Annotated in this window: 21 protein-coding genes; 12 read left to right on the forward strand and 9 right to left on the reverse strand. The window is 61.0% G+C overall.

All coding sequences use genetic code 11. The features are described from left to right. The 6 genes from benC to AC07OF_RS00820 all read left to right on the forward strand — a co-directional run bounded on the left by benC (position 1) and on the right by AC07OF_RS00820 (position 5566). Positions 1–1011: a benzoate 1,2-dioxygenase electron transfer component BenC gene (benC, locus tag AC07OF_RS00795; RefSeq protein WP_038616066.1), complete on the forward strand. Its 1011-nt coding sequence runs from the start codon at positions 1–3 to the stop codon at positions 1009–1011. 66 nt (positions 1012–1077) lie between these two features. Beyond that, a complete protein-coding gene (locus AC07OF_RS00800) occupies positions 1078–1839 on the forward strand; it encodes a 1,6-dihydroxycyclohexa-2,4-diene-1-carboxylate dehydrogenase (RefSeq protein ID WP_495072484.1) in 762 nt (253 codons plus the stop codon). 18 nt (positions 1840–1857) lie between these two features. After that, on the forward strand, positions 1858–2979 hold the full coding sequence (locus AC07OF_RS00805; RefSeq protein WP_495072485.1) for a muconate cycloisomerase family protein: 1122 nt from the start codon (positions 1858–1860) through the stop codon (positions 2977–2979). A gap of 11 nt (positions 2980–2990) precedes the next feature. Next, a complete protein-coding gene (catC, locus tag AC07OF_RS00810) occupies positions 2991–3281 on the forward strand; it encodes a muconolactone Delta-isomerase (RefSeq protein WP_038616059.1) in 291 nt (96 codons plus the stop codon). 38 nt (positions 3282–3319) lie between these two features. Then, positions 3320–4252: a catechol 1,2-dioxygenase gene (catA, locus tag AC07OF_RS00815; RefSeq protein ID WP_038616056.1), complete on the forward strand. Its 933-nt coding sequence runs from the start codon at positions 3320–3322 to the stop codon at positions 4250–4252. 108 nt (positions 4253–4360) lie between these two features. Next, positions 4361–5566: a benzoate/H(+) symporter BenE family transporter gene (locus AC07OF_RS00820; protein WP_495072486.1), complete on the forward strand. Its 1206-nt coding sequence runs from the start codon at positions 4361–4363 to the stop codon at positions 5564–5566. 2 nt (positions 5567–5568) lie between these two features. Here AC07OF_RS00820 and lpdA read toward each other — a convergent pair whose 3' ends face one another. Then, positions 5569–6969: a dihydrolipoyl dehydrogenase gene (lpdA, locus tag AC07OF_RS00825; RefSeq protein ID WP_157190585.1), complete on the reverse strand. Its 1401-nt coding sequence runs from the start codon at positions 6967–6969 to the stop codon at positions 5569–5571. A gap of 209 nt (positions 6970–7178) precedes the next feature. On the opposite strand from lpdA, the gene cfaB reads away from it, so the two are divergent. Beyond that, a complete protein-coding gene (gene cfaB, locus AC07OF_RS00830) occupies positions 7179–8363 on the forward strand; it encodes a C17 cyclopropane fatty acid synthase CfaB (RefSeq protein ID WP_495072487.1) in 1185 nt (394 codons plus the stop codon). 5 nt (positions 8364–8368) lie between these two features. Here the strand turns inward: cfaB and cls are convergent, their stop codons facing one another. Continuing rightward, entirely contained in the window at positions 8369–9808 is a 1440-nt protein-coding gene (gene cls, locus AC07OF_RS00835) for a cardiolipin synthase (RefSeq protein WP_495072488.1), read from the reverse strand. A gap of 127 nt (positions 9809–9935) precedes the next feature. On the opposite strand from cls, the gene AC07OF_RS00840 reads away from it, so the two are divergent. After that, positions 9936–10463 (forward strand): DUF3617 domain-containing protein, encoded by a 528-nt coding sequence (locus AC07OF_RS00840; protein WP_157190582.1) that lies wholly within the window; start codon positions 9936–9938, stop codon positions 10461–10463. Positions 10464–10479: 16 nt separating this feature from the next. Here AC07OF_RS00840 and folE2 read toward each other — a convergent pair whose 3' ends face one another. Both folE2 and AC07OF_RS00850 read right to left on the reverse strand, forming a co-directional pair. After that, positions 10480–11367, reverse strand: a complete 888-nt coding sequence (gene folE2 / locus AC07OF_RS00845) for a GTP cyclohydrolase FolE2 (RefSeq protein WP_495072489.1) — start codon at positions 11365–11367, stop codon at positions 10480–10482. Positions 11368–11398: 31 nt separating this feature from the next. Then, a complete protein-coding gene (locus tag AC07OF_RS00850) occupies positions 11399–11785 on the reverse strand; it encodes a glutamine synthetase (RefSeq protein WP_476446261.1) in 387 nt (128 codons plus the stop codon). A 125-nt stretch (positions 11786–11910) separates the two neighbouring features. Here AC07OF_RS00850 and zigA point away from each other — a divergent pair, with 125 nt between their 5' ends. Beyond that, positions 11911–13119 carry a zinc metallochaperone GTPase ZigA gene (gene zigA, locus AC07OF_RS00855; protein ID WP_157190580.1) on the forward strand — a complete coding sequence of 403 codons (1209 nt, stop codon included), beginning with the start codon at positions 11911–11913 and terminating at the stop codon, positions 13117–13119. 55 nt (positions 13120–13174) lie between these two features. Continuing rightward, positions 13175–14146, forward strand: coding sequence for a CobW family GTP-binding protein (locus tag AC07OF_RS00860; RefSeq protein ID WP_157190579.1), 972 nt, complete (start codon positions 13175–13177; stop codon positions 14144–14146). Here AC07OF_RS00860 and AC07OF_RS00865 read toward each other — a convergent pair. Then, entirely contained in the window at positions 14143–14535 is a 393-nt protein-coding gene (locus tag AC07OF_RS00865) for a DUF3301 domain-containing protein (protein ID WP_157190578.1), read from the reverse strand. The genes AC07OF_RS00860 and AC07OF_RS00865 overlap by 4 nt on opposite strands. A gap of 118 nt (positions 14536–14653) precedes the next feature. Between AC07OF_RS00865 and pdxY the strand changes: the two genes are divergently transcribed. Beyond that, entirely contained in the window at positions 14654–15526 is an 873-nt protein-coding gene (gene pdxY / locus AC07OF_RS00870) for a pyridoxal kinase PdxY (RefSeq protein WP_157190577.1), read from the forward strand. Here the strand turns inward: pdxY and AC07OF_RS00875 are convergent. Continuing rightward, on the reverse strand, positions 15523–16008 hold the full coding sequence (locus AC07OF_RS00875; RefSeq protein WP_157190576.1) for an acyl-CoA thioesterase: 486 nt from the start codon (positions 16006–16008) through the stop codon (positions 15523–15525). The genes pdxY and AC07OF_RS00875 overlap by 4 nt on opposite strands. A 322-nt stretch (positions 16009–16330) precedes the next feature. On the opposite strand from AC07OF_RS00875, the gene AC07OF_RS00880 reads away from it, so the two are divergent. Next, on the forward strand, positions 16331–18091 hold the full coding sequence (locus AC07OF_RS00880; protein ID WP_157190575.1) for a cation:proton antiporter: 1761 nt from the start codon (positions 16331–16333) through the stop codon (positions 18089–18091). Positions 18092–18236: 145 nt separating this feature from the next. On the opposite strand, the gene AC07OF_RS00885 is transcribed toward AC07OF_RS00880, so the two are convergent. The 3 genes from AC07OF_RS00885 to uvrD form a co-directional block, all read right to left on the reverse strand. Then, complete coding sequence (locus AC07OF_RS00885) at positions 18237–18644, reverse strand: SMI1/KNR4 family protein (protein WP_038616029.1); 408 nt, start codon at positions 18642–18644, stop codon at positions 18237–18239. 112 nt (positions 18645–18756) lie between these two features. Next, positions 18757–19611 (reverse strand): Tim44 domain-containing protein, encoded by an 855-nt coding sequence (locus tag AC07OF_RS00890; RefSeq protein ID WP_157190574.1) that lies wholly within the window; start codon positions 19609–19611, stop codon positions 18757–18759. Between the two features lie 92 nt (positions 19612–19703). Then, positions 19704–21887 (reverse strand): DNA helicase II, encoded by a 2184-nt coding sequence (gene uvrD / locus AC07OF_RS00895; protein WP_157190573.1) that lies wholly within the window; start codon positions 21885–21887, stop codon positions 19704–19706. Positions 21888–22026: the final 139 nt, after the last annotated feature.

The following is a 22026-nucleotide window of genomic DNA, read 5'->3' on the forward strand; positions in this document are numbered from 1 at the left end:
ATGCACAAGATCGCCTTGAATTTCGAAGACGGGGTTACCCGTTTCATTGACGCCACTGCTGACGAAACCGTGGCTGACGCCGCCTACCGCCAGGGCATCAACATCCCGCTGGACTGCCGTGATGGCGCCTGCGGTACCTGCAAGTGTTTTGCCGAGGCCGGTCGTTATGACCTGGGCCAGGAATACATCGAAGACGCCTTGAGCGAGGAAGAAGCCGCCCAGGGTTATGTACTGACCTGCCAGATGCGCGCTGAAAGCGACTGCGTGGTACGCATTCCAGCCTCATCGCAGGTGTGCAAGACCGAGCAGTCCAGCTACCAGGCCAGCATCAGCGCGGTGCGCCAGCTGTCCGATAGCACCATTGCCCTGTCGATCAAGGGTGATGCCCTGAGCCGCCTGGCCTTCCTGCCCGGGCAGTACGTCAACCTCGGCGTGCCCGGCAGCGAGCAGACCCGTGCTTACTCCTTCAGCTCGCTGCAAAAGGACGGTGAGGTCAGCTTCCTGATCCGCAACGTGCCGGGCGGCCTGATGAGCAGCTTCCTCACAGGTCTGGCCAAGGCTGGCGACAGCATGACCCTGGCCGGTCCGCTGGGCAGCTTCTACCTGCGTGAAATCCGTCGGCCCTTGCTGTTGCTGGCGGGCGGTACCGGGCTGGCGCCGTTCACCGCGATGCTGGAGAAAATCGCCGAGGAGGGCAGTGAGCATCCGCTGCACCTGATCTACGGCGTGACCAACGATTTCGACCTGGTTGAGCTTGACCGCCTGCAAGCGCTGGCCGCACGCATCCCCAACTTCAGCTACAGCGCCTGCGTGGCCAACCCCGAGAGCCAGCATCCGCTCAAGGGTTACGTCACCCAGCACATCGAGCCGCGCCACCTCAACGAAGGCGATGTCGATGTGTACCTGTGCGGCCCGCCACCGATGGTCGAAGCGGTCAGCCAGTACATCCGCGAACAGGGCATCACCCCGGCGAACTTCTACTACGAAAAATTCGCCGCTGCCGCTGCCTGAAGCCGTTTTTATGGGGCCGGGCGCATCGTGCGGGTACGGTCGGTCCCTTTTTTATTCGAGGTTGTCATGAACAACAGATTCGACAACAAGGTCGCGCTGGTTACCGGCGCGGCGCAGGGCATCGGCCGCCGCCTGTGTGAGCGCTTGCTCGAAGAAGGCGCGACCCTGGTGGCGGTGGACCGCTCGGAGCTGGTCCACGAGCTGCAAGGCGAAGGTGTACTGACCCTGACCGCAGACCTGGAGCAGTACGGCGAATGCAACCGGGTGATGGCGGCAGCGGTGGAGCGCTTCGGTCGCCTCGATGTGCTGGTCAACAACGTTGGCGGCACCATCTGGGCCAAGCCTTTCGAGCACTACGAAGCGGCGCAGATCGAAGCCGAAGTGCGTCGCTCGTTGTTCCCCACCCTGTGGTGCTGCCACGCGGCGCTGCCCTACATGCTTGAGCAGGGCAGCGGCGCCATCGTCAACGTTTCCTCGATCGCCACGCGCAGTGTCAACCGCGTGCCCTATGGCGCCGCCAAAGGCGGAGTGAATGCACTGACCGCCTGCCTGGCCTTCGAAACCGCCGGCCGTGGTGTACGGGTCAATGCCACGGCACCCGGTGGCACCGAAGCACCGCCACGTCGAGTGCCACGCAACAGCGCCGAGCAGAGCAGCGACGAGAAAGTCTGGTACCAGCAGATCGTTGACCAGACCCTCGACAGCAGCCTGATGAAACGCTACGGCAACCTCGATGAGCAGGTTGGCGCGATTCTCTTTCTGGCCTCCGACGAGGCTTCCTACATCACCGGCACGGTGTTGCCGGTTGGCGGCGGCGACCTCGGCTGAGCGCCCCTGGAGATCTCGATGAGTCATCCTTTGATTGAACGCATCTCGACGCTGATCGTCGACCTGCCGACCATTCGCCCGCACAAGCTGGCGATGCACACCATGCAGAAACAGACCCTGGTGATCATCCGCCTGCAGTGCTCGGATGGCATCGAAGGCCTGGGTGAGTCCACCACCATCGGTGGCTTGGCCTACGGCAACGAAAGCCCGGAAAGCATCAAGCAGAACATCGACAGCTACTTTGCGCCGCTGTTGATCGGCCAGGATGCCAGCAATATCAATGCGGCGATGCAGCGTCTGGACAAGGTCATCAAGGGCAACACCTTCGCCCGCTCCGGGATCGAAAGCGCCTTGCTCGATGCCCAGGGCAAGCGCCAGGGCCTGGCCGTCAGCGAACTGCTTGGCGGGCGTGTACGCGACAGTCTGGAAGTGGCCTGGACCCTGGCCAGTGGCGACACCGCACGCGACATCGCCGAGGCCGAGCAAATGCTCGACCTGCGCCGTCACCGTATCTTCAAGCTGAAGATCGGTTCCAACGAAGTCAGCCACGACCTCAACCATGTGATCGCGATCAAACGCGCACTGGGCGACTGCGCCAGCGTGCGGGTCGACGTCAATCAGTACTGGGACGAGTCCCAGGCGATTCGCGCTTGCCAGGTGCTGGGCGACAACGGTATCGACCTGGTCGAGCAGCCGATTTCGCGCATCAACCGCGCCGGCCAGGTACGCCTGAACCAGCGCAGCCCGGCACCGATCATGGCCGATGAGTCGATTGAAAGCGTCGAGGACGCCTTCAGCCTGGCAGCCGACGGCGCCGCCAGCATCTTCGCCCTGAAGATCGCCAAGAACGGTGGCCCGCGTGCCGTGTTGCGCACCGCGCAGATCGCCGAAGCCGCCGGTATCGCCCTGTACGGTGGAACCATGCTCGAAGGTTCGATCGGCACCCTGGCCGCCGCCCATGCCTTTGTCACCCTGAACAAACTGACCTGGCACACCGAACTGTTCGGCCCGCTGCTGCTGACCGAAGAGATCGTCAACGAAGCGCCGGTGTATCGCGACTTCGCCCTGCACGTACCACGCACCCCGGGCCTGGGCCTGACCCTGGACGAAGAGCGCCTGGCGTTCTTCAGCCGCAAGTAAGGAGAGATGCCATGTTGTTCCACGTGAAAATGACCGTGAACCTGCCCCTGGACATGGACCCGGCCAAAGCCGCAACGCTCAAGGCCGACGAAAAGGAACTGGCCCAGCGGCTGCAGCGCGAAGGTAGCTGGCGCCACCTGTGGCGCATTGCCGGGCACTACGCCAACTACAGCGTGTTCGACCTGCCCAGCGTCGAGGCGCTGCACGACACCCTGATGCAGCTGCCGCTGTTCCCCTACATGGACATCGAGATCGATGGCCTGTGCCGCCACCCGTCATCGATCCACAGCGACGACCGTTGAACGCGTAACGCCGATAACAACAATTCGAGGTACATATCATGACCGTGAAGATTGCTCACACTGCCGATGTCCAGAAATTCTTCGAAGAAGTCAGTGGCCTGAACAACGACCTGGGTAGCCCGCGCATGAAGCTGGTGACCAACCGTATCGTCAACGACGTCGCCCGCATCATCGAAGACCTGCAAGTCACCCCTGATGAATTCTGGAAGGCGGTGGATTACCTCAACCGCCTGGGTTCGCGCCAGGAAGCCGGCCTGCTGGTGGCCGGGCTGGGCGTCGAACACTACCTGGACCTGCAACTCGATGCCCAGGATGCCGAAGCCGGCATCAGCGGCGGTACTCCGCGCACCATTGAAGGGCCGCTGTATGTTGCTGGCGCACCGATGGCCGAAGGCGAAGTGCGGATGGACGACGGCCTGGACCCGGGCACGGTGATGTTCCTCCAGGGGCGTGTCCTGGACGAGCAGGGCCAGCCGGTGGCTGGCGCCGTGGTGGACCTGTGGCATGCCAACACCCAGGGTACCTATTCGTACTTCGACAGCACCCAGTCTGACTACAACCTGCGCCGGCGTATCGTCACCGACGCCGAAGGCCGCTACCGCGCACGCAGCATCGTGCCGTCGGGTTATGGCTGCCCTGCGGACGGGCCGACCCAGGAACTGCTCGACCAGCTGGGTCGTCACGGCAATCGTCCGGCGCATATCCACTTCTTCATTTCCGCACCGGGGTATCGTCACCTGACCACCCAGATCAACCTGGCCGGTGATCAGTACCTGTGGGACGACTTTGCCTATGCCACCCGTGACGGCCTGATCGGCGAGCTGCGCTTTGTCGAGGATGCGGCCGCCGCCGATGCCCGTGGTGTAGAAGGGCGCTTTGCCGAAATGGACTTCGACTTCCAGTTGCTCAATGCACCCAAGCCTGCGAGTGAAGCACGCAGCAAGCGGCCGCGGGCGTTGCAAGACGTCTGAGGACCGGGTTGAATCCATCGCGGGGCAAGCCCGCTCCTACAGGTAATAAGACTGTGGGAGTGGGCTTGCCCCGCGCTGCTTTTCAGAAGCCACTCACTGGACAATCCAATGAAAACAATACTCCAGGACTTCTCCCTCTCTGCCTTGGTTGCCGGCTTCATCGCCACCCTGATTTCCTACGCTGGCCCCTTGGTGATCATCTTCCAGGCCGCCCACAGCGCACAGCTGTCGGCGGCTGAACTGTCTTCGTGGGTCTGGGCCATTTCCATCGGCAGCGGTGTGCTCGGCGTGGTGCTCAGCCTGCGCTTCAAGGTGCCGTTGGTGATTGCCTGGTCGGCACCGGGCTCGGCCCTGCTGGTGGCGCTGTTGCCGGACATCGCTTTTGCCGAAGCGGTCGGTGCCTACATTGTCGCCAACCTGGTGATCCTGCTCGTCGGTCTGTCGGGCGCCTTTGACCGCATTGTCGGCAAGCTGCCGCCAGCCATCTCCGCAGCGATGCTGGCGGGTATCCTGTTCAGTTTCGGTACCGGCTTGTTCACCTCATTGAAATCGCAACCGCTGCTGGTGCTGGCGATGTTCGTCAGCTACCTGGTGTTCAAGCGCATCGCTCCGCGATACGCGGTGTTGGCGGTGCTGGTGTGCGGAGTGAGCATTGCCGTGTTCAGCGGCGAAATGAACAGCTCGGCGCTGGTGGTGGGGCTGGCTACACCGGTATGGACCACGCCGGCATTCAGCTGGAACGCTGTGTTGAGCATCAGCCTGCCGCTGGTGATGGTGGCGCTGACCGGGCAGTTCGTGCCGGGTATCGCCGTGTTGCGTAACGATGGCTATCAAACCCCGGCCAGCCCGATCATCGCCAGTAACGCGCTGACCAGTCTGATGCTGGCGCCGTTCGGTTGTCATGGCCTGAACCTGGCAGCGATCACGGCGGCCATCTGCACCGGTCGTGAAGCACATGACGATCCGCGCAAACGCTATTGGGCGGGTGTCTGTGGGGGCGTGCTGTATTTACTGCTGGGGGTGTTCGGGGCAACGCTGGTGTCACTGTTCACTGCGTTTCCTGCGGCCTTGATCGCAGCGCTGGCCGGGCTGGCCTTGTTTGGTGCGATTGGTGGAGCGCTGGCCGGGGCGATGAGTGTGCCGAGTGACCGCGAGGCGGCGTTGATCACCTTCCTGGTGACGGCTTCGGGGATGTCATTCCTCGGTTTGTCGGCGGCTTTCTGGGGGCTGATCTTCGGCTTGTTCGCGCACCTGCTGCTGCACCTGCGGCGACCAGTGCCACAGGTGAGCAGGGCAGGGGTGCAGGCTGACTGAAGTCAGATCTGCATGGCCATGCCTTCGACGTTCATCGCCGCCTGGCGCAAGGCTTCGGAACGGGTCGGGTGCGGGTGGCAGGTCAGGGCGATGTCTTCGGCCGAAGCCGAGAACTCCATGGCCACGCAGAACTCGCCGATCATCTCGCTGACGCTCGGGCCGACCAGGTGCACGCCGAGCACCTCGTCGGTGTTGGCGTCGGCCAGGACCTTGGCGAAGCCTTCGGTCTCGTGGTTGATCTTGGCCCGGCTGTTGGCGGTGAAGGGAAACTTGCCGACCTTGTAGGCACGTCCTTCGGCCTTGAGCTGCTCTTCGGTCTTGCCGACGCTGGCCAGTTCCGGACGGGTGTAGATCACCCCGGGGATGAGGTTGTAGTTGACCTCATGGGCCTTGCCGGCGATCCGCTCGATGCAGGCCACCGCTTCGTCTTCGGCCTTGTGCGCGAGCATCGGGCCGGAGGTAACGTCACCGATAACCCAGATCCCTGGCACCGCCGAGCGGTGGTGCTCATTGGCGAGCATGCCGCGCTTGTCGGTTTCCAGGCCGACATTTTCCAGGCCCAGGCCCTTGGTATACGGACGACGGCCGATAGCGACCAGCACATAGTCCGCTTGCAGGCTTTCACTGGCACCGCCGGCGGCAGGTTCCAGGCTCAGGCTGACACCCTCCGCCGAGGCGGTGGCCTGAGTGACCTTGCTGCCCAGCTTGAAACTGATGCCTTGCTTGGCCAGCGCGCGTTGCAGGGTTTTGGCGGTCTCTTCGTCGGTGCCCGGGCAGATGCGGTCAAGGTATTCGATCACGGTGACCTGACTCCCCAGGCGCCGCCACACCGAACCCAGCTCCAGGCCGATCACGCCAGCACCGATCACCACCAGGTGCTTGGGCACGCTGGGTAGCGACAGGGCGCCAGTGGAGTCGATGATGCGTTGGTTGTCGATGGTTACACCCGGTAGCGGGGTCGGCTCGGAGCCGGTGGCGATGACGATGTCCTTGGCCTGCAGCTCAGTGATGCTGCCGTCCTCGGCGCTGACATTGACCCGGCCTGTGCCTGCGATCTGGCCCCAGCCCTTGATCCAGTCGACCTTGTTCTTGCGGAACAGGAACTCGATGCCCTTGGTCAGGCCGGTCACGCTTTCGTCTTTCTGCTTCATCATCTGGGCGAGGTTCAAGGTCGGTTTGACCTCGATACCCAGGTTGGCGAACTCGCTGCCCACCGCCGCTTCATACAGCTCCGAGGCATGCAGCAGTGCCTTGGACGGCATGCAACCGACATTCAGGCAGGTACCGCCGAGGGTCGAGCGGCCTTCCACACAGGCCACGCTCATGCCCAGCTGACCGGCGCGGATTGCGGCGTTGTAGCCGCCCGGGCCGCCGCCGATGATCACCACATCATAGGTTTTCATTGTTGTACTCCAGGATGAAGAATCGACAATGGCGCCAAGATTAGTCTGCCAGGCAAGTGATTGTATACAATCAATCGTGCGCTTCGATTTCCCCAAAAGGGTCTGGAATGGGGGCGACAGCTTCAGGCTATGGTCGCGATAAGCTGAAACTTCCGACAGATGAACTACCCTTTGGCGGTGACGTCCGATGAAAAAGGGAGGCTCATTTCATGCTTGCGCAACTTCCGCCTGTTCTGCAAAGCCTGCGACTGCCACTGCGCCTGAAGCTGTGGGATGGTCATGAGTTCGATCTGGGGCCAAAACCGCAGGTCACCATCCTGGTCAAGGATCCGCAGCTGATCACCCAACTGGCCCATCCGAGCCTGGACGAGCTGGGCGCCGCCTTCGTCGAAGGCAAGTTGGAGCTGGAGGGCACCATCGGCGAGGTGATCCGGATTTGCGATGAGCTCAGCGAAGCCTTGCTCAAGCATGAAGTCGACGACCTGCCGGTGCGCAGCGAGCATGACAAGGAAACTGACGCGGCGGCGATTTCCTATCACTACGACCTGTCCAACGACTTCTACCAGCTGTGGCTGGACCGCGACATGGCCTATTCCTGCGCCTACTTCAAAACCGAGCAGGACACCCTTGAGCAGGCCCAGCAGAACAAGTTCGAGCACCTGTGCCGCAAGCTGCGCTTGCAGAAGGGTGACTACCTGCTCGATGTCGGCTGTGGTTGGGGTGGGTTGTCGCGCTTTGCCGCCCGGGAGTTTGGCGCCAAGGTGTTAGGTATCACCCTGAGCAAAGAGCAGCTCAAGCTCGGCCGCCAACGGGTCAAGGACGAAGGTCTGCAGAACCAGGTGAAGCTGCAGATTCTCGACTACCGCGACATCCCTCAGGATGGCCGCTTCGACAAGGTGGTCAGTGTCGGCATGTTCGAGCACGTCGGCCATGCCAACCTGGCGTTGTACTCTGAGCGTCTGTTCGGTGCCGTGCGCGAAGGTGGTCTGGTGATGAACCACGGCATCACCGCCAAGCATATTGATGGGCGCCCGGTAGGGCGGGGCGCGGGTAGTTTCATTGGGCGCTATGTGTTCCCTCACGGCGAGCTACCACACTTGTCGATGATCGCTGCCAGCATCAGCCATGCCGGTCTTGAGATTGTCGATGTCGAGAGCCTGCGCCTGCACTACGCGCGCACGCTCAAGCACTGGAGCGACCGCCTGGAAAACCAGTTACAAGCAGCCTCGACGCTAGTGCCGGAAAAGGCCCTGCGGATCTGGCGCCTGTACCTGGCTGGCTGTTCCTACGCCTTCGCCAAGGGCTGGATCAACCTGCACCAGATCCTCGCGGTCAAACCTTATGCCGACGGTCATCATGACCTGCCGCTGACCCGCGAGGACCTCTATCGCTGAGGTGCTTAGAGAATCGGTGAAATCAGCCGGGCGATACGCATGCCCAACAGTTGTAGGCGGTGGGTGTCCTGGCTGTCCTCGGCACTGATCTCCCGGGCCTGGTCGAAGTCATGGATGAGCATGGCTTCGACCTGATCGGCGAAGGCGCGATCGACCGTCAGCAGCATCACTTCAAAGTTCAGGCGGAACGAACGGTTGTCGAGGTTGGCGCTGCCGATGGCGCTGATCTCGTTGTCGATCAGCACCACCTTCTGGTGCAGGAAGCCCGGACCATAGCGGAACATCCTTACCCCGGCGCGCACCGCTTCGAAGGCATACAGGCTGGATGCGGCATAGACGATGCGATGGTCCGCACGCGACGGCAAAAGGATACGTACATCCACTCCGCGAAATACGGCCAGGCGTAGTGCGGCGGCCACCGCCTCATCAGGAATGAAGTAGGGACTGGTAATCCACAGCCGCTCCCTTGCCGAATGGATGGCTTCGACGAAGAACAGCGAGCAGGTTTCCTGAGGGTCGGCCGGACCACTGGCCAGTACCTGACAGAGCACGCCATCTTCGGGGTAGGTGTCCGGCAGGATCAGCGGCGGCAGTTTGCGTGCGGCCCAGAACCAGTCCTCGGCAAAGGATTCCTGCAGGCAGGCCAGCACCGGCCCGCTGACTTGCACATGGGTATCGCGCCAGGGTGAGAGCCTGGGCTTTTCGCCCAGGTACTCGTCGCCGACGTTGTGCCCGCCGAGAAAACCCTGCACGCCATCGACCACGACGATCTTGCGATGGTTGCGAAAGTTGACCTGGAAGCGGTTGAACCAACCACGGCGCGTGGCGAAGGCGCGGACGTTCACACCACCGTCGCGCAGCTTTTGACTGTAGCTGGCGGGCAGGGCGTGGCTGCCGACCCGGTCGTACAGCACATAGATGTTTACCCCTTCGGCGGCTTTCTTCAGCAGCAGGGCTTGCAAGGCGCGCCCCAGCTTGTCGTCATGGATGATGAAGAACTGCACCAGCACCGTGTCACGTGCTTGCTCGATGGCGGCAAAGATCGCGTCGAAAGTTGCCTTGCCGTCGATCAGCAGGCGCACCTGGTTGTTCGCCAGACACGGCATCCGTCCCAACCTGGGCATGGCCCGAAGTGCGCCATAGGATTCGGAGTTGCGTGCTGCCAGCGCTTCATCGACCCACGGCCGCCAGTTGAGGTCGGCCATGGCTACATGCATTTCGCGGTTGGCCTGGCGTCGCGCCTGGATGTAAGCGTCGAAGGTGCGGCTGCCGAATACCAGATAAGGGATCAAGGTGAAGTAGGGGATAAACAGTAGCGACAAGGCCCAGGCAATTGCACCCTGGGCAGTGCGCACGGTGAGCACCGCATGCATGGCGGCGATGGCACCAAGCAAGTGCAGGGCACCGATCAGGTAACCGAAGAAGTAGGGGCTGTGGTAATCCATATGCATCCTGCTGTCCAAAGGCACTGCCTCTAACAGAGCATGTTCCACACGGTACTTGCAACCGAAAGGGCAAATTGACGTCTAAGCTGTGTTCCAGCTTGGGGCTGGAGTTTCGAGGAGTCATTACATGAAAAGTCGTCTGCCAATGCTGGCATTGGTCCTGGGTGTATCGAGCCCGTTGGTGCATGCGCAGATGTTGCAACCGGGGTTGTGGGAGTTGACCACCAGCAACATGCAGGTCGATGGCAAGGCGCTGCCGGACATGGGCTTCATGCTCGGCCAGTTGAAGAACCTGCCGCCCGAGCAGCGGGCGATGATTGAAGGCGGTCTGGCCAAGCAGGGGATCAGTGTCGCCGGTCAGGGCGTGCGCTCGTGCCTGACGCCTGAGCAGGTCAAGACCAACGATATCCCGTTGCAGGACCCGAAGTCCGGTTGCACCCAGAAGATTACCGAGCGCACGGGCAATGTCTGGAAGTTCACCTTCAGCTGCCCGAAAGCGCAGGGTAATGGGGTAGCCACATTCCAGAGTGATAAAGAGTTCACCACCACGGTGAACGGCACCTTCAATGCTTCGGGTGTCCAGCAACAAGGCAGCATGAACACGCGTGCCGTTTGGCTGGGCGACGACTGCGGTAGCGTCAAGCCGCGAACCTAAAGCACCTTGAACTGCGTTACCAGTGCCACTGGCTGTGAGCAACCGCATCGTGGGCATGCAGACTTTCTGCATGTTCCACGCGCAGGCTGAAGCCGCTCAGCCAGGTCAGGTGTTGCAGGGCCAGGTGCAGGCGTCGAGCGGCGTCTTCACAGAACATCAGGTTCTGACCGTTGGCCAAGGCAAAGGCCTGTTCGTCTGCGCGCTTCACCGCAGTCTGCACGGCGGTGCCGAGTGCCGCCTCAGCCTGATCGATCAGTGCCCTGATCGGCAGTTCGCTGAGCCCTTGCTTCAAGCGTATCTGCAGTTGCGCCACACTGCGTTGGCTGTGAGGCGTTGCCACCACCCCCTGGGCGCTGCCCAACCAGCTGAGTACAGCCTCATGACTGAGGCTACGGTTGCCGAAATCGGTGAGGAATTGCTGTTGAATCAATTGCCTGGCCAAGGCAGCAGAGCAAGGGCAGGTGGAGGAGTAATCCAGCTGCACTTTTAGTTCCACGTGGAACACTTCGTCTTTTAGCTGTGCAGAAAGGCTGACCGGATAGGCTTTCCACCCCGCCAACGGGCTGATCAATGCCGGCCGTTTGAGCATGAGTTCGAAGCGTAAATTCAAGTAAGCGCCTGCGGATATTCCTGCGTGGCTTTCCAGAAAAGTATCCAGCACCTGGTGAATGAGCAGAGGTGTTAAAGGCTGCTGTTCGAACACCTCCAGTGCCAGATACAGCCGCGACATGTGGATTCCGCGTGAGCTGCCATCGTCCAGGCTGACGCCCGCGTCGGCACTTGCACGCATCGTGCTGCCATCAAACAACACAGGCAAAGCAATGTTGCACATGCCTACCCAGTCCAGGGGCAAGGAGGTGTGAATGGATTGCGCGGCAATATCAGGAAGCGTGAGGGCAGTCATGGGCAGCTCGTATTCTGTTGGGCGAGAGTGATTACTGGCAGCCGCTCAGGCGATTGCAGTGCAGGTTGAAGCGCTGACCGCTGGAGCTGGAAACCCGATTGAAAGTGGTCCAGCCGACTTTGCGGCTGTAACCCACCCAGGTTTCACCGTCACTGGCCAGGCCGGTGTAGAACGTCAGCTGCCCGTAGCGGCTGTTGGTTTGTGTCCATAGCCGCCGTCCTTGCACTTCATAACCACGCAGATACGTCGTGCTGCCCTCGCTGCGCACGCTGTAGTAATTGCCTTGCGCATCACCACATGCCAGCAAGGTGGCGCTACGGGTGCACAGCGCCAAGCCTTTGCTCAGTGGAACAGCCATGGCTGCAACAGGCAGGCACAGCAGCAAGAGGGCAGTGGCAGACAGGCACAACAGTTTCATTTTTGGCGTCCTTCGAGGGGCCTTCGGTCGAGTTCAGATAAAGCAGCTTGGCGAGATTGTATTGTTATAATATAACATTGCGCAATGCATCGTTCGAATGCACCTGCCCCGATGAGGATCTGACCATGCCCAACCGCCTTCCCGTCACCGTGCTTTCCGGCTTTCTGGGTGCCGGCAAAAGCACCCTGCTCAACCATGTCCTGCGCAACCGCGAGAACCTGCGGGTGGCAGTGATCGTCAACGACATGAGTGAAATCAACATCGATGCCAGCGAGGTGCAACGCAATGTCAGCCTCAACCGCGCTGAAGAAAAACTGGTGGAGATGAGCAACGGCTGCATTTGCTGCACCCTGCGTGAGGACTTGCTTGAAGAGGTTGGCCGGTTGGCGCGTGAGGGCCGCTTTGACTACCTGCTGATCGAGTCCACCGGCATCTCCGAACCGCTACCGGTTGCCGAGACATTTACCTTCCGTGATGAGCAGGGCCGCAGCCTGGCCGATCAGGCGCGGCTGGACACCATGGTCACGGTTGTCGACGGGTTGAACTTCCTGCGTGATTACCAGGCGGCTGAAAGCCTGGCCAGCCATGGCGAAACCCTGGGCGAGGACGACCAGCGTTCGATCAGTGACCTGCTGATCGAACAAGTGGAGTTTGCCGATGTGATCCTGCTCAGCAAGATCGACCTGATCAGCAGCCATGAGCGCGAAGAGCTCAGCGCCATCCTGCGCAGCCTCAATGCCCATGCGCGGATCGTACCGATGATCATGGGCCAGGTGCCTTTGGCGTCGATCCTCAATACCGGTCTGTTCGATTTCGAGCGTGCCGCCCAGGCCCCGGGATGGCTGCAGGAACTGCGCGGTGAGCATGTGCCGGAAACCGAGGAGTACGGTATCGCCGCCAGCACCTGGCAGGCCCGTCGACCGCTGCATCCGCAACGCTTCTTCGACTTTATCCACAGCGCGTGGAGTAATGGCCGCTTGCTGCGCTCGAAAGGATTCTTCTGGCTGGCCAGCAAGCATCAGGAGGCCGGCAGCTGGTCGCAGGCCGGGGGCATGATGCGTTACGGTTTTGCCGGACGCTGGTGGCGCTTTGTGCCGCGTCAGCACTGGCCGCAAGATGAACAGAGTACGGCAGCAATCCTCAACAACTGGACGGCCGACTGCGGCGATTGCCGTCAGGAGCTGGTGTTCATCGGTCAGAACATTGACTTCGCCCAGTTGACGGCCGAGCTGGACGCTTGCCTGCTGAGCGACGCGGAAATGGCTGAAGGCGCCGAAAGCTGGTGCCAACTGGCAGATCCTTTCGGCCCTTGGCATGACGAAGAGGCGGCTTGACGCAATGGACTGATTTCAAGGCATAGTGATGAAAATCCAGGACGCCTAACGTCATATGCTGCAGAACATCCCTACCCACGTTATTGCCGGACCTTTGGGGGCCGGCAAAACCAGCCTTATCCGTCAGTTAATGGCCCAGCGACCGGTAAACGAGCGCTGGGCGATTCTGATCAATGAATTCGGTCAGATCGGCCTGGATGCGGCGTTGCTGAGCACCGATGATCAGGGCATCGCCATGGGCGAGGTGGCGGGTGGCTGCCTGTGTTGCGTCAACGGTGCGCCTTTTCAGGTCGGACTGGGGCGTTTACTGCGCAAAGCCAAACCGCACCGGTTGTTTATCGAACCTTCGGGGTTGGGACATCCACTGCAATTGCTGGAGCAGCTTCGGCAGCCGCCATGGCGTGGGGTATTGGCCGTACAGCCAGCGGTCATGGTGCTGGATGCCGAGCAACTTGCAGCGGGCAGCGCTTTACCTGAGGCGCAGCAGAACGCGTTGGCCGACGCAGGCTTGCTGGTGCTGAATAAATCCCAAGGGCTGGATGATGAAAAGCGCTTGTGGATAACTTCACAGCTGCCCCGTCAGTCGCTGTACTGGACCGAGCAGGGGAGATTGCCGTTATCGGAGTTGCCCACCCAAGTGTTTGCACCGGGCGAAACCGCATCTGTGGATAAGCTGGTTCTGCCCAGTACAGCCGGGCCTACGGCGGCCTTGTGGATAAATCCACAGGAGCCAATCTGCAGTATTCAGGACGCTGCCGAGGGCTGGAGTATCGGCTGGCGCTGGCATCCGCAACAGAGGTTTGAACGCTCGCTTCTCGAACAGTTGTTGCGTGATTTCAACTGGCGCCGGGCAAAACTGGTTATCCACAGCCTGCAAGGTTGGCAGTCGATCAACGCGGTAGGCGGGCAGGGCGATCTGCACTGGCAACCCAGCGAATGGCGGCGTGACTCGCGCATCGAGCTGATTTTCGCCAGCGCACAGGATCAAAAGCTGCTGCAGCAAGCCATGCAGGCTTGCCGGCTCTAGTTACGCCAGCGGTTATGGTCCTGGCGCCACTGATTCATTTCGATGACGTTGTCAGCATGCTGTGCCGGTTTGATTTCGAACGGGTAGGGCGCCAGTTCGATCTGCATGCTGTGGGCACCAAACTGGGTGACAGTGCCCGGGTGGCGTTGCTCTCCGGTGACGGTGAACTCGAAGTTATACACACGGGCCAGGCGCTTGCGACCCTGGGCGTCGCGGACAAAACCGATGCGCTTGAGCGCCACGTTGCCATCGAGCAGTTCCAGATCGAGTTTTGCACAGTGCTGCTTGACCCGTTCCAGGGCCTTTTCACGCAATCCGTGGTTGTGCCACAGCCAGGCGCCAGCTGTAGCCAGCAGCATCAGCACGGCGAGATTACCCAGGGTCAGCATTTACATTTACTCCAACGAAGTACGCCCAGCTTAACTGCCTCCCCGCTCTGTCGTACAGGTGGCATTTGACGCCATACTGCACGTCTTGTCTTTCAATTCACTGCTTCGGAAGTCTTGCATGAAACGTACGCCGCATCTGCTCGCCATCCAGTCCCATGTAGTTTTCGGCCATGCCGGTAATGGCGCGGCAGTGTTCCCGATGCAGCGGGTCGGTGTGAATGTCTGGGCACTCAATACCGTGCAGTTCTCCAATCACACTCAGTATGGCCAGTGGACGGGAGAAGTGCTTGCGCCAGCTCAAATTCCCGCACTGGTCGAGGGCATTGCCGCGATCGGCGAGTTGGGCAATTGCGATGCAGTGTTGTCCGGCTACATGGGCAGCGCCGAGCAGGGGCGCGCGATCCTCAGTGGCGTGGCGCGGATCAAGGCGGCCAACCCCAAGGCCTTGTACCTGTGTGACCCGGTCATGGGGCATCCGGAAAAGGGCTGCATCGTACCGGCCGAAGTCAGCCGCTTTCTGCTCGAAGAAGCGTTGGCCGCCGCTGATGTGTTGTGCCCGAACCAGCTGGAACTGGACAGTTTCTGTGATCGCCGGCCGCAGTCCCTGGAGGATTGCGTGAGCATGGCTCGCAGCCTGCTGGAACGTGGGCCGAAGACGGTGCTGGTCAAGCACCTGGCTTATCCAGGACGCGGCGCGGAAGATTTCGAGATGCTGTTGGTCACCGCCGAAGGCAGCTGGCACCTGCGCCGGCCGCTGCTGGCCTTTCCGCGTCAACCGGTGGGCGTGGGCGACCTGACGTCAGGGCTGTTCCTGGCGCGCCTGCTGCTGGGCGATAGCTGCCTGGCAGCGTTCGAATTCACCGCCGCCGCCGTCCATGAAGTACTGCTCGAAACCCAGGCCTGCGCCAGCTACGAACTCGAGCTGGTGCGGGCCCAGGACCGCATCGTGCATCCACGGGTGCGCTTCGAGGCTCGGCGCCTGAGCTGTTAAAGGGTGTCGCCCTTGAGCTCCTGGTAGCGTTTTTCCAGCTCCTGGCGAATCAGCCGGCGCTGCTTGCCTTGCAGGAAGCGGCGCTTTTCTTCGCTGCTTTCTGGCTGGCGCGGCGGTACCGCTACAGGTTTGCGGTCGTCATCGACGGCGACCATGGTGAAAAAACAGCTGTTGCTGTGGCGTACCGAACGCTCGCGAATGTTTTCGGTGACCACCTTGATGCCGACTTCCATCGAGGTGTTGCCGGTGTAGTTGACCGAGGCAAGAAAGGTCACCAGCTCGCCGACATGTACCGGCTCGCGAAAGACCACCTGGTCTACCGACAGGGTCACCACATAACGCCCGGCATAGCGGCTGGCGCAGGCATAGGCGACTTCATCGAGGTATTTCAGCAGTGTGCCGCCATGAACGTTGCCAGAAAAGTTGGCCATGTCCGGGGTCATCAGGACGGTCATCGACAGCTGGGCGTTTCCAGGTTCCATAGTGTGCTCACGGTTAGGTTGCGCTGAGGCGGGGTGGCGACTGGTATTCACGCTTCTTTCCCCTATTACGATTCCCATCTAAAGACGGGACGCTGACAGCGGCCTTGCCGTCACGCTGTTTGTGCCATTTGCGGCGTTGATTTGGTCGATCTGTTTCCACTTATTGCACCGGCTTTGCGCGACAGGCGGCAGTGTTAACCTGAGGAGGCCCATGCAAGGTGGGTTTTCTACATTAAAAACACTATGTACCCGCAACTCAATCAGTCTATTCCTGGGATGAGCAGCGGTTTGTCCTTCGTCTCAAGGTAAGGAGTACCACGCCGTGCATGCCATAAGCTTTATCCAGGACTTGGCAGTGATCATGCTGGTTGCGGGAGTGGTCACCATCCTCTTTCACCGTTTCAAGCAGCCGGTGGTGCTGGGTTACATCGTCGCCGGCTTTATCATCGGCCCGCACACCCCACCGTTTGGCCTGATTCACGACGAAGACACGATCAAGACCCTCGCCGAGCTCGGGGTAATCTTCCTGATGTTCTGCCTGGGCCTGGAGTTCAGCCTGCGCAAGCTGTTCAAGGTCGGCGCCACGGCGTTTATCGCGGCGTTCCTGGAAATCGTGCTGATGATCTGGATTGGCTTCGAGATCGGCCGCTGGTTCGGTTGGAGCACCATGGATTCGCTGTTTCTGGGTGCGATTCTGGCGATTTCCTCGACCACCATCATCGTCAAGGCGCTCAACGACCTGAAAATGAAGAACGAGCGCTTTGCCCAACTGATCTTCGGCGTGCTGATCGTCGAGGATATTCTCGGTATCGGCATCATCGCCTTGCTCTCGGGGATCGCCGTCAGTGGCTCGGTCAGTTCCGGCGAAGTGTTTTCCACCGTCGGCAAGCTGTCGCTGTTCATGATTGTGGCGCTGGTCATCGGCATTCTGCTGGTGCCGCGGCTGCTGGCCTACGTCGCACGTTTCGAAAGCAACGAGATGCTGTTGATCACCGTGCTGGGCCTGTGTTTCGGCTTCTGTCTGCTGGTGGTCAAACTCGAGTACAGCATGGTGCTGGGGGCTTTCCTGATCGGTGCAATCATGGCCGAGTCGCGGCAGTTGCTGAAAATCGAGCGGCTGATCGAACCGGTTCGCGACCTGTTCAGTGCGATTTTCTTTGTCGCCATCGGCATGATGATCGACCCGCTGGTGCTGGTCGAATATGCCTGGCCGATCGTGGTCATTACCGTGGCCGTGGTGTTGGGCAAGATGCTGTCCTGTGGCATGGGGGCATTTATCGCCGGCAATGACGGACGCACCTCGCTACGGGTAGGGATGGGGCTGTCTCAGATTGGCGAGTTCTCCTTCATCATCGCGGCGCTGGGCATGACCCTGCAGGTCACCAGCGACTTTCTCTACCCGGTCGCGGTAGCCGTATCGGCCATCACCACGCTGCTCACGCCTTATCTGATCCGTGGCGCCGACCCTTTGTCGCTGAAGCTTGCCAAGGTCGTCCCGCGCCGCCTGGCACGGGTGTTGTCGCTGTACGGCGAGTGGCTGCGCAGTATCCAGCCCCACGGCGAGGGCGCGTTACTGGCTTCGATGATCCGGCGCATTCTGCTGCAGGTGGGGGTGAACCTGGCACTGGTGGTGGCGATCTTTTTCAGTGGCGGCTATTTCGCTGCGCGCATCGGCGAATACCTGGGGGCATGGATCAGCGATGTAGGCCAGCAGAAGGCGCTGATCTGGGGCGCTGCACTATTGCTGTCGCTACCCTTCCTGATTGCCGCCTATCGCAAGCTCAAGGCACTGTCGATGCTGTTGGCCGAGATGGGCGTCAAGCCGGAAATGGCCGGGCGTCATACCCAACGGGTGCGCCGGGTGATTGCCGAGGTCATTCCGCTGTTGTCGCTGCTGGTGATCTTTCTGCTGTTGTCGGCACTTTCGGCGAGCATTCTGCCGACCAGCGAATTGCTGGTGCTGATTGTGGTGGTGGCGGCGGGTGTGGCGGCGTTGCTCTGGCGCTGGCTCATCCGCGTGCACACACGCATGCAGATCGCCTTGCTGGAGACGCTGGACAATCATCAGGAGAATCACCACTAGGGTGACGGGGCAAGACGCTTCCTGCGCGAGACGATTCGAATGTCCGAGGGGATGGAGCGGTAGCAAATCGCCACGCACAGGAAGGCATGGCGATTCTACGAACATTAATGGCTAAGGGCCATTAATTTGTGAGGATATTTCTCATTCAGCTTTCCAGCCAGACGTCCCGAGCCCAGTGCCAGACCGACTCCCAGCTTTCTTCGGTGACAATTTCTTCTTCGCCGGACCACAGCACGACAGTGCCGTCTTCTTCGACGCAGTAGTAATCGTCGCCATCCTGGCAGATCGGGATCAGGTCTCGCGGTACACCCGCATCCCAGGCGTTGGCCGCCACCTCCGGCAGGTAGGTGTGCGACTGCGGATCGGTGACAGTGACGGGCTCCAGGCTGCCATAAACCACGTCGCTGACCGTCAGCAGGAACTCCTTGAAGACGAATGGAATATTGATGAACAACTCTTCTTCGATTTCGACCAACTGGTCTTCGTCCGGCAACTCAAGCGGCACCGGTACCGGTTCATTGGCTTCTCGGAGCTGTTCGATGACTTCTTCCACGGTTCTATCCTCTAACCTTTACGACACGCTGCGCGTTATACCCTAGTAGCCCGCTGCGCTAAAAGCAAAACCCCGGGACAAGCCCGGGGTTTTTTTGTGCAATGCCTCAAGATCAGCCGTTCTGGCGGATCCCGGCGACCAGCCAAGGCTGGTTTTCGCCCTGGGCGCGTTCCATGTTCCAGCTTTCGCTGAACACTTCACCCTGGTCGAAGCGCGAGGTTTTCGACACACCGCTGAAGGTCAGGGTGGCGATGGTCTTGTCGGCGCGATCATCGACGCCTTCAAGCTGCACATCCAGGTTGTCGATGTAGGTGGACTGGAAGCCATCACCCAGCTCAGCACGCTCCTGCTTGAGGAACTGCAGCATTTGCGGGGTAACGAATTCGGCGATCTTGTCCATTTCGTTGGCGTCCCAGTGCTGCTGCAGCGTCTGGAAGTGGTTACGGGCAGCGGCCAGGAAGCTTTGCTCGTTGAACCAGGCCGGTGCGTTGATGACCGGACGGGCGGCAGCGGCTGGCGCGGCGGAACCACCGAAGATCGACGGCTGAGCAGTTGGCTGATGGGCTTCACGCTGGAATGGCGCGTGACCGGCGGCGGCCATTTGTGGCTGCTGCTTGCGGCGACGGGCGGCGATGAAGCGGAACACCAGGAAGGCGATCAGCGCCATGATCAGGATGTCGAAGATCTGCATGCCATCGAAGCCATCGCCCATGAACATCGAGGCCAGCAGGCCACCGGCGGCGATACCGGCCAGAGGGCCGAGCCATTTCGATGCGCCACTGGCGGCTGCCGGTGCGCGACCTGGAACGGTTGGCGAGGCACCCGGGGTGGTCGGGGCAGCCTGGCGGGTCTGGTGCATTGGCGCGGCGCCTGAGCTTTTGCCGCCGCCCATGCGTTTGGCGTTGGCGTCGAGGCTCATCGTCAGGCCGATGCACAACGCCAGGGCGATGCTAAGAAAACGTTGCATAGAAGGGTATTCCCGTTTTGTGGATTGCACGCGCGTCATGGTGCACAGGTTGTAGGACACATGACCAGCGTCAAGATGTTTCCATCTTTTGCCTAAAGCGCCTCGAGCTTGGCGTAGCCGAGCATCAGCCACTTGCTGCCTTCGGCGAAGTTGACCTGCACCCGGGCCTGGGCGCCGGAGCCTTCGAAGTTGAGGATCACGCCCTCGCCGAATACGGCGTGTTGCACGCGCTGGCCAAGATTGAAGGCAGTTTGCGGAATGTTCGCGTTGGCGAACAGGCTGCTGGTGTTCTGCTTTTGACCTGAGCCGAAAGGGCGGCTGACGCTGTTGGACAAGCGCACTTCCTGGATCAGTCCCGCCGGTATCTCGCGTACGAAACGGGAAACCTTGTTGTAGGTTTCACTGCCATACAGACGCCGGGTTTCAGCGTAGGTCATCACTAGCTGCTGCATCGCCCGGGTGATGCCGACATAGGCCAGCCGGCGTTCTTCCGCCAGACGGCCAGGCTCTTCCAGGCTCATCTTGTGCGGGAACAGGCCTTCTTCCATGCCGACCAGGAACACATGCGGGAATTCCAGGCCTTTGGCGCTGTGCAGGGTCATCAGCTGGATGCTGTCTTCGTGTTCGTCGGCCTGGGTATCGCCGGCTTCCAGCGAAGCATGACCGAGGAACGCGGCCAGGGGCGAGAGTTCGGCATCTTCTTCGCTGGTTTCGAAGTTGCGCGCGGCGCTGACCAGTTCCTCAAGGTTTTCTACCCGTGCCTGACCCTTTTCACCTTTTTCTTCCTGGTGATAGATGATCAGCCCGGACTGCTCGATGACTGTCTGGGTCATCAGGTGCAGCGGCATCTCCATGACCTTGGCGGCAAGGTTTTCGATCAGCTCGATGAACGCGGCCAGGGCACTGGCGGCGCGGCCTTTGAGCGCCTTGTTGGCGATCAGCAGGTTCATCGATTCCCACATCGACACCTCGCTGTGCCGGGCGTGGTCGCGAATCGCTTCGACGGTTTTCTCGCCGATGCCCCGTGGCGGTACGTTGATCACCCGCTCCAGTGCCGCATCGTTACCGCGCCCTTCGAGCAGGCGCAGGTAAGCCATGGCGTTCTTGATCTCGGCGCGTTCGAAGAAGCGCTGACCACCGTAGATGCGGTAGGGGATGCGTTCGCGCAACAAGGCTTCTTCAAGCACCCGCGACTGAGCGTTGGAGCGATACAGGATGGCAATGTCGCTACGGGCCAAGCCGGTCTTGAGCACGCTCTCGATGGTTTCCACCACGTAGCGCGCTTCATCGTGTTCGTTGAAGGCCGCGTACAGGCTCAAGGGCTCGCCATCGCCGCCGTCGGTCCACAGTTCCTTGCCCAGGCGATCGCTGTTGTTGGCGATCAGGGCGTTGGCGGCCTTGAGGATGCCGGCCGTGGAGCGGTAGTTCTGCTCCAGACGGATCATCTCGGCGTCGGGGAAGTCGGCGCTGTACTGGTGAATGTTCTCGATCTTGGCACCGCGCCAGCCATAAATGGACTGGTCGTCGTCGCCAACCACCATCAGGCTGTCGCCGCCTTTGCACAGCAGACGCAACCAGGCGTACTGCACGGCGTTGGTATCCTGGAATTCGTCCACCAGCACATGGCGGAAGCGTCGCTGGTAATGTTCGAGCAGGCCCGGATGGTCGCGCCACAGGTCCAGGGCGCGCAGCAGCAGCTCGGAGAAGTCGATGACCCCGGCGCGCTGGCAAGCGGACTCGTAGGCTTCGTAGATGCTGCGCATGGTGCCCAGGTACAGGTCGCCGCTGGCCTGGATGTGTTGCGGGCGCAAGCCCTCGTCTTTCTGCCCGTTGATGAACCATTGGGCCTGGCGCGCCGGCCAGCGCTGCTCATCGAGGCCCAGCTCGCGGATCACCCGCTTGACCAGGCGTTGCTGGTCATCGCTGTCGAGAATCTGGAAGTTCTGGTTCAGCCCGGCTTCCTGCCAGTGCGCCCGCAACAGGCGATGGGCCAGGCCGTGGAAGGTGCCTACCCACATACCGGCCGGGTTGATACCCATCAATTGCTCGATACGCTGGCGCATCTCGGCAGCGGCCTTGTTGGTGAAGGTCACCGACAGGATCGAGTGCGGCGAGGCCTGCTCGACCTGGATCAACCAGGCGATGCGGTGCACCAGCACACGGGTCTTGCCGGAGCCGGCACCGGCCAGGACCAACTGACGACCGACGGGGGCCGCTACGGCCTGGCGTTGGGCGTCGTTGAGGGAGTTCAACAGGAGAGAGAGATCATCGCGCATCCGACCATTTTAGGGGCGCGGGCAACCCTTGGGCAAATATACAGTAGAAAAACTTCGTCCTCCCGACTGGCCGGTCACCGCGCTCCAGCCCAAGGCCTGCGCGCTTGAGCGCTTTTCGTCGGAAAACCGCAGAGCAGAA

This window comes from Pseudomonas sp. GW821-FHT10B02 (assembly GCF_059415665.1).